This window comes from Collimonas rhizosphaerae (assembly GCF_038896935.1).
GTDB classification, from domain to species: Bacteria; Pseudomonadota; Gammaproteobacteria; order Burkholderiales; family Burkholderiaceae_D; genus Collimonas; species Collimonas rhizosphaerae.
On record NZ_JBANDC010000007.1, the window covers coordinates 20,814 to 34,460 of the forward strand.

At 48.9% G+C, this 13,647-nt stretch carries 12 protein-coding genes; all 12 read left to right on the forward strand.

The window, feature by feature from the left end:
* Positions 1-95: 95 nt before the first annotated feature.
* Positions 96-1,013, forward strand: a complete 918-nt coding sequence (locus V8G57_RS11485; RefSeq protein ID WP_342829687.1) for a LysR family transcriptional regulator — start codon at positions 96-98, stop codon at positions 1,011-1,013.
* 275 nt (positions 1,014-1,288) lie between these two features.
* Positions 1,289-2,548 carry a tyrosine-type recombinase/integrase gene (locus tag V8G57_RS11490; protein ID WP_342829501.1) on the forward strand — a complete coding sequence of 420 codons (1,260 nt, stop codon included), beginning with the start codon at positions 1,289-1,291 and terminating at the stop codon, positions 2,546-2,548.
* A gap of 20 nt (positions 2,549-2,568) precedes the next feature.
* Positions 2,569-4,071: a hypothetical protein gene (locus V8G57_RS11495; RefSeq protein WP_342829503.1), complete on the forward strand. Its 1,503-nt coding sequence runs from the start codon at positions 2,569-2,571 to the stop codon at positions 4,069-4,071.
* Positions 4,072-4,081: 10 nt separating this feature from the next.
* The gene (locus tag V8G57_RS11500; RefSeq protein ID WP_342829504.1) at positions 4,082-6,202 is read left to right on the forward strand and encodes a hypothetical protein; all 2,121 of its coding nucleotides are present in this window, start codon (positions 4,082-4,084) and stop codon (positions 6,200-6,202) included.
* An 8-nt stretch (positions 6,203-6,210) separates the two neighbouring features.
* Positions 6,211-6,609, forward strand: coding sequence for a hypothetical protein (locus V8G57_RS11505; protein ID WP_342829505.1), 399 nt, complete (start codon positions 6,211-6,213; stop codon positions 6,607-6,609).
* 177 nt (positions 6,610-6,786) lie between these two features.
* Complete coding sequence (locus V8G57_RS11510; RefSeq protein ID WP_342829506.1) at positions 6,787-6,999, forward strand: hypothetical protein; 213 nt, start codon at positions 6,787-6,789, stop codon at positions 6,997-6,999.
* Positions 7,000-7,288: 289 nt separating this feature from the next.
* Positions 7,289-8,122 (forward strand): hypothetical protein, encoded by an 834-nt coding sequence (locus tag V8G57_RS11515; protein ID WP_342829507.1) that lies wholly within the window; start codon positions 7,289-7,291, stop codon positions 8,120-8,122.
* Entirely contained in the window at positions 8,119-8,748 is a 630-nt protein-coding gene (locus V8G57_RS11520) for a hypothetical protein (protein ID WP_342829508.1), read from the forward strand. The genes V8G57_RS11515 and V8G57_RS11520 overlap by 4 nt, the downstream gene beginning before the upstream one ends.
* A gap of 3 nt (positions 8,749-8,751) precedes the next feature.
* Entirely contained in the window at positions 8,752-12,105 is a 3,354-nt protein-coding gene (locus V8G57_RS11525; protein WP_342829509.1) for a UvrD-helicase domain-containing protein, read from the forward strand.
* 87 nt (positions 12,106-12,192) lie between these two features.
* Positions 12,193-12,684: a hypothetical protein gene (locus V8G57_RS11530; protein WP_342829510.1), complete on the forward strand. Its 492-nt coding sequence runs from the start codon at positions 12,193-12,195 to the stop codon at positions 12,682-12,684.
* Positions 12,685-13,170 carry a DUF7665 family protein gene (locus tag V8G57_RS11535; RefSeq protein ID WP_175501071.1) on the forward strand — a complete coding sequence of 162 codons (486 nt, stop codon included), beginning with the start codon at positions 12,685-12,687 and terminating at the stop codon, positions 13,168-13,170.
* Positions 13,124-13,645 (forward strand): Mov34/MPN/PAD-1 family protein, encoded by a 522-nt coding sequence (locus V8G57_RS11540; RefSeq protein WP_175501070.1) that lies wholly within the window; start codon positions 13,124-13,126, stop codon positions 13,643-13,645. Before V8G57_RS11535 ends, V8G57_RS11540 begins: the two co-directional genes overlap by 47 nt.
* Positions 13,646-13,647 lie beyond the last annotated feature (2 nt).

Below are 13,647 nucleotides of genomic sequence, written 5' to 3' on the forward strand. Positions count from 1 at the left end.
TTGATTGGGGTGGTGTGGTGCTACACGACCAATTTATGGCATCATGGAGATCTTTAAAATAGCAATAATTGAAAATCATCGTTGCAAATTTGAAGATGTCAAAACTACCGGATTTTGAAGGCCTTGCCATGTTTGCCAAAGTCGCCGAGGAGGGCTCCTTCGCCGCGGCCGCCGCAGCAATAGGGGTATCGGTTGCCACGGTGTCCCGTGCCGTCACGCGCCTTGAGGAGCGGCTGGGCGGGCGCCTGTTCAACCGAACCTCGCGACGGCTTTCGCTGACGGACTATGGCCATTCGCTGGCCGAGCGAGCAGGGAAGATGTTCGCGGCGGCCGAGGAGACGGAGGACTTTGCGCGTGAAACCTCGAGCCGCCCCCGTGGGCTCATCAAGCTGGCGGCGCCGTTGTCATTCGGATCTCGCTGGGTCGCGCCATTGCTGCCTGAGTTCTTTCGGCTCTATCCCGATATTTCGGTAGATCTTCACCTCGGGGACGCGCACGCCGATCTGATCGGCGACGGATTTGACGCGGCCCTGCGTATCGCCATCATGGAAGACTCGTCGCTTGTCGCGCGTCTCATCGCGCCAGTACGCCGATTTGTTGTGGCGTCACCCGCCTACCTGTCAAGATATGGCTATCCCCAGCATCCGCACGATCTCGGAGTGCACCAATGCCTTTCCTACATGAGCAGGAGCAAGCACGATGTGTGGCGCTTCACCAACCGGAAAAGCGGCGAGGAATGTGCGATCACGCCATCCGGGATGTTACGGGGAACGAGCCTGGAAGCGCTTGTGCCGGCGGTCCTTGCTGGCATCGCCATTACCGAGCTCCCGGAGTTCGCAGCAGCCCAGTTCCTGCGCGAGAAGCAGCTTGAGGCCATATTGACCGATTGGCGCTTACCGGAAGGCGGTCTGTATTTTGTAACTCCCTCGAACCGCGCTCGAGCAGCAAAGATCAGGGTCTTGGCTGATTTTTTCATCTCCAGACTTACCGAGGCAGCGTGGCGTGCGGATTAGGTTGCCGTACCTGATATTCGGATATTTCATGTTTTCCTCTGCACGACTATAATTTCGCATAATTTGTATTATGTAAAACGAGATCCAATGTTATTGATGTTCACTAAGCGCTCTAACTCATTGAATTGATTATGTTCTGCATTGGACCCGATTCCCCATTAACCCCAATGTTTGACATGTTCATATACGACTCTATCTTCATGAATCTAAAGGCTTTATAGCAGTCGTTCAAATACACGCTTGCAATCAACGAGCTGCCGCCTATTATGGCGGCCATGAAAATATTTCCTTGTAGATTGTCCGATGGCCGACGCCTTCCCGTACTCTTCAGACTCATTCCGTCTCAGCCTGTCCTAGTTCCATTTCTCTTTGTAGTACTTAAGCGCCAATACAGGGCCTTCAATACGATCCGAAATGATCTCGTTGCTATTAAAGCATTTTATGAATTTCATTCGCTTCAGAATATAGACGTCGATGAAACGCTGATCAATGGACAGCTATCGTTGTTAATGAAGAATCTGGAGCAATTCATAGCTTGGCTTTCGATAGAAAAAAAAGCGAAAAATATCGTAGGAAGAATTGGAAATAAAAAACTGGGACACCATTACGGAATCGATCCCATAACTAGAGACGGCTATTTAAGGTCACTCAAACTCTTTTTTACCTGGTGCGCTCAGCGATACATCAACACTGACGCACCGAAGACAGATCTCGAAAATTCGTTTTCATCTTCGCTGTCCTCAATAGCCTCTCGATTTGACAGCCATTTAGTTACTCCTGTAACTCGCCAAGTTAATTTTAGAAGCTTATGTGATATTGAAATTGCGGCGATCAGAGAGCTCAGCCATCCGTCGTGCGCGCTCAATCCATTCCGCAAACAAAATCGACTTCGCAATTGGCTGATTATCGAAACGTTCATTGAAACAGGAATTCGCATCGGCGAATTGCTAATTCTCACGACCAGTTCAGTAAACAAAGGGAAAAATCACTATTACGTAAGTGTTATTAATCGGCCAGATGCCGGTGAAGATACTCGCGCTAAAGCCCCCTCTTTGAAGACGAACAAAAGTCAACGCACCATCGGCATATCCGAATCACTGTACGACCGAATTCAACAGTACGTGATTCATGAGCGTCGCCCCCGACGCAATAATCTTCCAATGAAACTCAAACACGGATATCTCTGGGTAAGTGAACGCGGCAAGCCACTGGCATTAAATAGCGTTGCCAGCATGTTTAGCCGAATAGTGACGGCGATCCAAAGCAAAAATCCAGATCTCCTGAAATCGGCATCACCTCATTCCTTCCGACATACTTTTGCGGAGCGTTTCCTGGAATATTTGATCGAGGTAAAGGACTTTGATATGGAACGAGCAAAAGATGAATTACGTACGATATGCGGCTGGTCTGACGCGTCGTCAATGCCTCAATACTATGCTCGTCGATATATACACAATATGGCAAATCTCCATAACAAGGACAGAGTCGAAACAGCATGGAAGCGTTTGAGTGAAGCACTCCCCTCTTTCAATTGAAATTAAATGGGTTTTTATATATGCATCCAGAATTGTCCGAAAAAGCAGAAGTAACAAGGATTGGATACGCGTTTCCAAATCCAGGTCGAGCAAAAATTAGAGTTCGTACTGAGGACGCTGAGCATTATGTTGATACAACAGGAGCAACCTGGAAATGGACCGACAGTGGGACAAAGTATCGCATTCGTTGGAACGAAATCAGATTGCCAGAAACTGTAAAAGAAATTGCGAAAGCTTATATTTTTCATAGACTAGAATCGAGATCACCGCATACTGTTGGCTCAGACGCATCGATGATCAAAGACATTGGCGCTATTGAAAATTCTATTGTTTTTCCTTGGACTACTGAGTCAGCTTTAGCAATATTAGTGAATCTATATAAGCGAGACGTGAAACTTGCTATTTTTTTCCGTGTATTTTATTGCTGGTGTTTGGCCAGTGGAAAACCTGGTTTCTCAAGAGAGACATATTTTGTGCTAGAGGAAACGAAGCTAAACATAAGTAGTCCGTATCAGTCTTTGTTTCTTCACCTACGATACGTAACTCAAGAGCAAGAAATCTTGGTCTTGCGAATTATCAAGGACTCATATGACCCCGATGATTGGCATGCATTAAGGAGTAATGTTTTGCTACACATATCGTTTGAATTGGCTCCTAGGCCAAGCCAATTGTATGCACTTAACGCGGAAGATTTGGAGGTGCTAAAAATTCCTAGCAAGGATTTGGCAAATAAAGAAAATGAGTTTTACAGTTTATGGCTTCCCATGGCGAAGAAGCGAGGCGCCGGCATTCCTGAGCGGAGGCCGAAACAAATAAGCACTGAACTGGGCAATAAGATTCAGCAGCTTATCCGTCTCAATGAAGTGTTATTTGGAAAAAATATAAATGCTCTTTTCTTAAAAAGTTCTAGAATTCGACTTTCCGCATATTCAATTAGCGTTTGCCTGATTCAAAAACTCGAGCCTCTCAACTTACCCACAGGGGGCGGGGCTACTTTGCTACGTCATCATCTGGGCCAAGGATTGGCCGATCAAGGCGCTCCTGCTGACGTGATTGCAGAAGCCATGGGGCACAACTCTACGGTCGCGGCGAGAGCCTATATCGCAGCAACCCCAACGATTGCAAAAATAAAAGCACGGGCGCTAGGAAAAAACGATACATACAAAAGCATTATGAAGATGATGCTGACCGGAGAGATTGCGGCAAGAGACGATTTTGACAAAGAGCGCTGGGTTAAAGGTGTAGTACATACGCAATATCTAGTAGGTATTGGTGGTTGCGATTTACCCGCGCAAAATCATTGCCCAAAAAATCCAATCTATTCCTGTTATACGTGCCGAGATTTTCATCCGTTCGCAGACGGTCCGCATGATAAGGTCCGCTCTGCACTCGAAATGCAGGCTCAATTTTTCATAGACGCCGCGTTAAAGTCCATGGAATTAGATCGTTCGCGAGTGCCCGTGCAACTTGAACAGACACTAGAAGCAGTCGATGCCGTGATTTCTCGTTGTAATGAGAAGTAGAGGGTTAAGGATGAACAGGAAAAATTCAATAAAAATTGACGAGACGACGGAAAGGCTTCGGGAGTTTGTTGAGAAAGAACGTTTATATCTTGAGCAAGCCGCATCAGACATTGTTTGGAAGAACGATAGTTGGAACACAAAAAACTGGCTCTCGAATCGAGGAAAAGACACCAAACTGCTCTTTCGTATACCTCCAAAAAAATCTCAGGAAGAAGGCAACTCCCCTACTTCATCTAAAACTCCTTTGCCTGACGAGTATGCTGATTTTTGCAAAGCCGTAATCGTTTACTTTCAACGAACACGCAATCTCAGCCATATGGGGGTTAGAGTCTACGTTTACGATCTTCGAAGAATTTTTAATTTCCTCCTTCAACGAGGAGAAGTTAGCCCGTTATCTTTCACCACATGGCATTTTGAACAAACTGTTCGTCTTATGAAGGACCAGAATTATTCCGGTCTTTATGATGCGTCCACTCGACTGCAAGCGATTGCGGAATTAATTGACAGAAAGCGAATAACCATATCTCCGATTAATTTCCAGCATGGCGTTTCGGCGAAAAACCAATATCTGAGATACGTATCGATGACTGATCCTGAACGAGACGAAAAAATACGTAAGGATGAAGATAAATTGCCTAGCAGAGAAGCATTGGAAGCATATGCGCTGTGTACAAATAATCCGATTAATAATGATGAAGAAATTTTACTCAGGACCATTGATTTGTTGATCGCAATGGGACAAAGAGGAAACGAGATTGCATGCATTCCGTTTGATTGTTGGGTCGAGCATCCATTAAAAACCCTCTCCGGGGAAATTATGAAAGACGCGAATGGGAGGCCAATAGTTGAAGTTGGAATTCGCTACTACCCAGAGAAGCATTTCGAAACGAAGATTCATTGGCTGGCTGACCAAGATATCGCGCTGGCTAAGCGCGCCGTAACAAGATTGACCGAACTGACTAAGGACGTCCGTGAGGTCGCAAGATGGCAGGAAGCCAATCCAGGACGATTATGGAAGTACTTTCCGGATGAGGCCCTGCATGAAGATGACCTGCTTAAGACATTGGGCTATGCCAATAGACGTAATCTCTATTTGTTCCTTTCTGTGAATAAGAAAATTAAGCCAGTTCACGAAGTGCCAGATAGATACAGTGCTCGCGTTGATCGATATTATCGTGCCGGAGATGTAGAGGCGCTGCTAGTACCATCTATTAGCGACCATATTGTTCTAAAACAAAAAAACAACGAGAAATGGCAAATTGTTCTGCGTACTAGCGAAACGCTCAGCATCCGATTTGATGGAGCTTTCCGTTTTGTCCGCGCCCAAAACGTGTTCAGGGTGATGCCGCGAGGGACATCATTGATTGAAATTAATGGGGCACTGGGTGCAAATCCACAATATCAATCGATATTCGACCGTCGGAAACTGACAGAAGCGGATGGTCAACGTATTGCCTTAACTAGCCACCAACCTCGTCATTGGAGAAACACTCTGTACGAGCTTGCCGGCATGAGCAACGTTCAACAGGCGCTAGCGATGGGGAGAAAGAAACTAGACCAGAATAGTGTTTATCAGCACACCACATTGCAAGAACGTATTGAAAATCATCATGAGTTCTTAAGCTTTAACAGCGCCCAAGAAAAGCTATCCTTTGTTCACGAAGGAATACGTGCCAGGCGGATTTTAGGGGGAATTACAGACGGCTATCATTTCTTGAAAAAGACTAAAGATTTGATCACTGCAGAGAGATTTCTAAGTATGCATGCCCAGGCAATGCATGTTACGCCTTATGGCGCATGTTCTCATGACTTTAGCCAAGCCCCCTGCCCCAAACATTTGCAATGTTGGAATAATTGCAGCCATCTACATCGGACCAATACAAAAGGAGAGCTACACAGTATCAGCTTTCAAATACAAAGTAGTGAAATTGCGCTGAACAAAATGCGGGCAGGCGCGAGTGATGAGTACGGCGCAGATGTATGGGTTCAAGATCTCGAGAAAAAGATTAAAAATATGAAGAAAGCATTGGCCATGACGGTTTGTGAAGTTCCTATTCCAATATTTTCACCGGCAGAATCTATTGATCACGCGTCGCCCATATCAGGTCGAAGTTCGGTATCTGATAACTAGGAACTCGTATGCCGCGCAAGATCCGAGGTGACGAATTAAACCAAAAGCTAGATCGGCTATTGGCTGAGATGCTTGCGGAAGGGTATCAAGTTGCACCAATTTCTCGTACAGCGATACAAAAGCGGCTTGGTCTAAAAAGCCGCGCTACGCTCGGTGGAAAGCGCGCGGAGCAAATCATGGCAGCGCGTGAAAGACAAATCCAAGCAGCAGGTCCCTACAGTGATTCGCGATTCCGACGAGCTTCCTTGGAGGAGCAAAATGAACAACTCAGAAAAAAGGTAGCGGAACTGCAGTCGGCCCGCGATCTTTACGTCGAGCAATTGATGGTTATTATTCAGCTTATGCAGTCCAAAGGAATAGACGTAGAGCAAAATATGGCCGTTCTTTTGCCTAATTTTCGTCGTTGAATTGATTGAAATTTTGCTGGGGAAGCCTAGCTCAGGCAATATTTGTTTGTGTTTTTTACATTTTTAAGTCGTAAAGATATAACCTTCTGCAAGCTAGGAGTGATTTTAGGCGATTACAGAATTGCATAAAAAATATCGGACTATAATTGAAAAGAATGACTCAAATTGGAGCTGGCCATGTCTATCAAGGGAGCAAGTCGATTCTTGAATCCAGGTATTCTCACTGACGCGTCAACTCTCTTTGGCGTGCCAGAAAAAGTCTGGCATCAAGCTTTTACGGGCAATTTCGATAAGGAGATGGTGGAGGTACGACGTCGTGTTAAAGAAATGGCTCGGCGCAATGCTGAGACGATTGAACGTGAAAATTCAGTCCCCCCACAACGAAAGTAAATCTGCGATTTCTTGAGAGATAGATCACGTGCAGCATATTAATGCTATAAAGAAACAATTGGTTGAGGCACATGCACTCCATCCAAGTTACTGCAGCCTGTCTACCGAAGTGCGAGTGTTCATAGACGCTTCAATCAGCGGTTTGAGGGATGACTTAGCCCTCAAATTTAATTCGATAGCTTGACTTCGGTCGGCTCTCGGCTCAAGGGTAAAAAATAATTCGCCCGTACCCCCCGCTTTTCTCCCGGTCGGATCGCTAACTAATAAGAACAGTGATTTCGGAGGCTGCATGGCTACACGTCGAAAAGTGGGGGTAGAACCAATGCCACCAAAATCAACCGACCTCAAAGGCTGGCAGGAGGCTATTGCTGCTGGGCATCTATCGGGATTTCCCCTGAACGACTTGGCTGCGGCGATCCAGGACTTGGGGGCGGATGTAGATGCTCGGGTGAGAAATGCCCTCGCAAAAGAGCTTCACGATGCGTTTTATCGCATTCTTCGAAAGCAGGTCGGGTTCAACCATCCTAATCAGGGCTTGGACATTATTCACCGAACGATCTTCAAGCTTTTCAAAGGTCTTTCCACGCCAGGATCCTGTGATGGCAATGCCATGCGCAAGAGTTGCTATGCCATCATCAAGTTACGTATGATCGATGCGATCGTCGAGGAGAGGCGTGAGCGTCGCACGCCAGATGATTTCTTCATGACCGAGTCGCCGTCTGGCGCCGAGAGCAATGAAAGTTATCTAGACAGCGAAACGGGTGAAATGGTCACTGTCACTGACGACAAGCACAGCGACGGAAGTGGTGACTGTGAATCAAGCGACGGAAAGTTGACAAATGTCAATAACGAAGGCGTGTCAGGAAAGGCCGACTACGAGGCACCGGTCGATTTCAATCTCCTCAGACAGCAGGAAGTGGAGATTCTGCATTTTTTGGAAGCCGCGATTCCCAACAATCTCAAGCGCATGGCATTTCGTTTGTACATGGAGGACGTTCCAAGTAAAACGAATGACGAAAAGACCCATTCCATCGCGAAAGCGGTCGGCAAAGATGAAAAGACCGTTCGCCTCTGGGTCAAGGAGTGCATCGAGATATTGAAAGTGAAAGTGAGCCAGACATGAAAAATCGAAACAACGCCCTTGTCCGAGACGAAGTTCTTTTGGCATTTCACGAGACATGTGAGAAGCCAACCGCAGAGGAAATCATCTCTTGGACCAATCAATACCCAGAATATGCCGAGGACATTCGCGAGCATGCGGCTATCGCTCTGGACATAGCTGCTAGCGAGAAAAATGCTCAAGATCAGATTGCCGAACGCGACTTGAATATCTCGTTCAGTCACGCCTTGAATGGTCTAAGTGCTGGTGACAGAGAGCAAAAGGCTCTGTCGTCAACCAATGATTCTGCTTCTTTTCATGAAATTATTGCTGCTCATGGAAAAACAATTGCTTCCCTAGCCAATGAGATAGGAGGAATGATTGGAATAGGACGAGATGTCGTCGCAGCCCTTGCAAACGGAGGAATGGCTCCCCCTGTTGGTCCCAAATTTAAGAAAGCCGTGATGACTGCACTCTCACTTAGCAGTGAGGCCTTCGATCATAAATTAAGTATTGCGCTTGCCAATCCTCGAGTTGGCATGGCGAAATCCAAAGTTGCGCCGAAATTGAACCAACGAAGTTATGAAGAAATTATAAGAGCTAGTGACATGGATACTAGCCAAACGCAGTATTGGCTAAGCGAGGACTGAACCATGAGCGACTGGATTGACATTCGAAGAAAAGCCCGCGATTGCCGTCAATCCTTACTTGACATTGTGGAAGGAGAACGCAAGGTCGATAAGCTTCTTGAAGCCGCGTTAAAGAATGCCAATCTTGTTAAGAACTACTACGTGCACGGAACGATCTTTAACGAAGGGGTTGTCGGCATGCTCGACCGTGTCGCCGAGATCATATATGTGCAGGCAGGCCTGACACCTGAAGAAGAAGCGATGGTCATCGCACACGAATTGGGACATTTTTACATCCACACTGACCCATTACATGAGATACGGTTGCTTCCCGATGTGCTGGGAGGTGATCCTGTCGATGGAGGTGCTGCGAAAGTCGAAGGCTATTCCCCAACTGAAAGGAATGAAGTACAGGCGAATGTATTTGCAGATGAGTTTTTGTGCCCTTCTGAGTGGATCCGCACTGAATACATCGAACGCCGCCTACGGCCCGCCGTAATATCAGTTGACCTCGGCATTCCGGTCAACCGCGTGGTTAACCAACTCATTCGCGCCCTGCTATTGCCTCCTCTGCGCGATCCGCTCGCTAAGCCGGTTAGTCCAACAATTTCTCTGGACCCCTCTCAACATGAAGCGGCAACGTGGGCGAAAGGGCCACTTCTAGTCGATGCCGGTCCTGGTACCGGCAAAACGCGAACTCTTGTTCACCGGGTCAAACATTATTTTGATATAGGTTCGTCTCCCGCCTCAATTCTCGCTCTTACGTTCTCCAACAAAGCCGCTGAAGAAATGCGGGAGCGTATTTCCAAAATGGATCCAGCGGCGGCGGTACAGATGTGGATCAGCACGTTTCACTCGTTTGGTTGGGAGGTTATTAAAAAATGGCCTTCCGAAATCGGGCGTTCCGACAAAGTCAAACTTTTTGACGAGGTGGAGGCTCTCGCCCTCTTAGAAGAGAACCTGTCGAAGCTTGACCTTCAATATTATCAAAACCTCTATGAGCCAGCGATTGATCTAGTAGCAGTTCTCAAGGCAATCTCCCGCTGCAAAGATGAGATGATTACGCCGCAGGAATACCACCTTCACGCGCTCAAGGCTAAGGAAGATGCACCAAATGACGAAGCCCGAGAAAACGCCGATAAGTCTCTAGAAATTGCAGGCATTTATGAGGTTTATGAACGGCTTCTCCTTGAGGCTGATGCCGTCGACTTTGGTGATCTTGTGTCTAAATCAATAGTGATAATCGATAAAAGTTCGGCGGCCAAGCAATACATTGCAGCCTTTAAACACGTTCTTGTCGATGAATACCAGGACGTAAACCTTGCCAGTTCATGCCTTTTGCAGAAAATTGCGAAGTGTGGCGCTGAGGCCTGGGTCGTCGCTGACCAAAGACAGTCCATCTACAGATTTCGAGGAGCTGAACCGTCCAACGTTGCACGCTTCGAAACTGAATTTGATGGGAATCGCAGGCCGTTAGGTACAAATTACCGGTCATTCGCACCCGTGGTGCGCAGTTTTGAGAACTTCTCTGCCTCAATGGGAGGCCAGGGTCGGATGCGCGGACAATGGAATGCAAAACGCGGAGACGGTGGCTCTGTTTCGGTGACCGTTACGCCGGACGTGACGGCCGAAGCAGAACTTATTCAAGCGAAAGCCAACCTGTTTCTATCAAAAGGTATCCCTTATAGTGACCAAGTCATCTTGGCGCGAACTCATCTGAATTTAGGGCGTATTACGAGCGTGCTTGAGAAGCTGGGCGTTCCTCTCTTATACCTTGGTGATTTATTCGAACGTGCGGAGATTCGCGATCTTCTGTCACTTCTAGCCTTGGGCGCAGAGCCTGGCAATATTGGGTTCCCCAGAATTGCCGCGTTTCCCGAATATGATGTTTCCAAGAGTGATGCCCTTTCTGTCGCGACGTGGGCGGATACCCAAAAGGTTTCAATTTTCGAAGCATTGAAGCGGACGGCGGAAATCCCTGAGATATCCACTAGTGGCCGCACAGGACTTGCGAAGCTAGCTGTTCATCTTGATGGACTTGAGAATGCTTCCCCTTGGTCATTCTTGACCGTATGGCTATTCGAAAGAAGTGACTATCTACAGCCACTTCTGAGCAAAAAAAATGCCAAAGCGCAGCAGAATCTAATTGCTATCTATCACTTCCTCAAGGTTTGCGGCGAGAACGCGAAAGCCGGCCGCGTCGGCAGGCGAGAGTTCTTAAAGCGTATCCGTCGCATCGAAGCGCTCAATCAAGACACGCCATTCCGCGCTGTTTCATCGGAGGCATCTGATATCGATGCAATTCGTGTCATGACAATCCACGGCAGCAAAGGATTGGAGTTCGGAGCAGTACATTTTCCGGTCATTGCCACCAGGTACATGCCGATGTCGCGAAGCGGCGGCGGCGTCCAATGCCCGCCGCCGCCGACACTCGCTCAACTAAAAATGGACAAGGATGATCACGACGCTGAAGAGGAAGGACTCTTCTTCGTGGGGTTATCGCGCGCGAGAGATTTTCTATCGCTAAGCCGAGCGGAAAAGTATGCCGCCAAAGTGAGCGCTAGCGCTTCAAAATTTCTTGACCATATCGGAACTCATGTCACGCACGCCGATTTCAAGGGTGCTGGAGCATCTTTCGCGGGCACGCCGCTCTACGTGCCGTGCGAGGCTTTCTCGATCTATCCCGAAAAGCAGCTTTCTCTTTATATGGAGTGCCCTGCGCGGTTTCGTTACGAGATCCTTGACCGGTTGAAAGGGGCACGTGGCGACAATCCTTATGCTCTCTTTCATCGCTGCGTATACATAACGGTCGATTGGCTGGAAAAAGAAAGGATGGCCGGTAGCATGCCGACGGTCCAGGAGGGGCTGACGCACCTTGCTGCTGTATGGAGCGAGCGCGGCCCACTGACCCATGGATTTGAACTCTACTATCGTCGCGCGGCTGAAGGTATGGTACGCGCTATGTGCGAGGCCATATTGCGCGAAACCGGCCAGTATGCTCGCGCGGAATGGCAAATCCCGCTGTCCAATGGGATCGTTTCCATCACCCCCGACAGGGTACTCATTGAGCAGAGCGGACTTGTTCGTGTCCAACGGACACGCACTGGGAAAAAGACGAAAAGTGAGCTAGGGAAGCCGATCTACGCCTTACTGCAAAAAGGCGCGACCCTTCATTATCCGAACCACCCGGTCAGCATTGAGACATTCTTTCTCGCCTCCGGCGATGTGCAGGTCATTCCGTCCGGCGACGATAGCAAGAAGTTGGCGCTATATGATGAGGCAATCGCCGGGATAAAGAAGGGAGATTTCAATATTCCTTCTCCATTGCCACGGTTTTGCCCCAATTGCCCGGCATACTTTGCCTGCGGCGCTCACTAGCAAAGGAAATACCCGTTTTTTTCGGAGTCGCATCGCTTACTTCTTATAGGCACCCAATTCGGGGCCACTTTATAGGAGTAAGTTAGTATGACCACCCTTGTTGTCTTCATCCAAGTCCAGGGCCGCCCTGGCATCATCGAGACCAAGCTTGGTCCGGCCACCACGATCGGCGAACTCAAAGCTGCGCTCGCCGCTGTCGGCGTAAATATTGACGTAGAGACGTTCATTTACGTTGAGGATGCCGAGAACCACCTGCACGGGGAGCACCACGAACCCGCGTATGGCGTTAAGCACGGGTGCCGCATCCACGTGAGCCGTTGCAAACGCATCCGCGCGACTGTCCACTACCTCGATAAAACGGAAACCCGCGATTTTGCGCCGGGTGCTCGCATTCGCGCGGTGAAGGCCCACGCGGTCGATGTGTTTCATATTCCACCTAAGGATGCCGGGGAGCACGTCTTGCAGCTCTGTAATTCCCAGGAGCGCCCGGCGAGCGATACGCCGCTGCACACGCTTGCCGATCACAACACCTGCGCCGTGTGCTTCGACTTGGTGCCGGAAAAGCGCATAGAGGGTTAGATGATCAGCGCTCCTTCTCCTGATCACTTGCTGCTAGAGCAAGATCTCGCCACCCCGGAAATTCGGTGCGGCGAGATCGAGGAGCGCTGGCGGCATATTCGCACGTCGTGGCCGCACGTCTTCTTTGCAGTATCCGCGCCGCAACGCCCGAATGGCCCGAAGGAATTCGGATTCCGATTCGAATACACCGGCTACCGCCAAACACCTGTGACCGCCCAGCTTTGGGATCTGGAGGCCGATGCGCCCCTTCCCCATGCGAAATGGCCAACGGGAACGTATGTTGTGCCGTCCGTCTTTCGCAAAGACTGGCAACAGGGTAACTGTCTCTATATCCCCTGCGACCGCATTTCGATCCAAGGTCACACAGCTTGGCTCAACGACCACCCTTCGCGCCTGTGGCAACCGGCGCGTGGGATCATCTGCTATCTGGAGCAACTCTATGAACTTTTCAATCAAGGCGACTATACGGGCTTGGTCAGCGCCTGAGCACAAGCTGGCCTGTCGGAAGCAACTGTGGCGGAAAATCGTAGCGGAACTCGAGCGGCGCGGTAAGCGCCGCCACGAAGCCGGAACCTTTTTGCTTGGTATCGAGCGCAATGGCCGCAAAGAAGTGCAAAGTGCGGTGTATTACGATGATCTCGACCCGAGTGCCTACGATTCCGGTGTGTGCATTCTGCATGGTGATGCATTTGCAAAGCTCTGGTCACATTGCCGCGAGAAAGGCCTGACCGTCGTTGCAGATGTCCACACGCACCCCGGCGCGGGCTTTCAAAGTGATTCTGACCGCACCAACCCCATGGTCGCGCGGCAAGGACATATCGCGATCATCCTTCCCAACTTTGCACGCTGGCCTATTCGTCAGGGCAATCTCGGCATTTATGAGTATTGCGGTCAGCATGAATGGCTGGAACGTAGCCCGGCCCATGCCCCCAACTTCTTTTACACGGGTTTTTGGAGCTAACT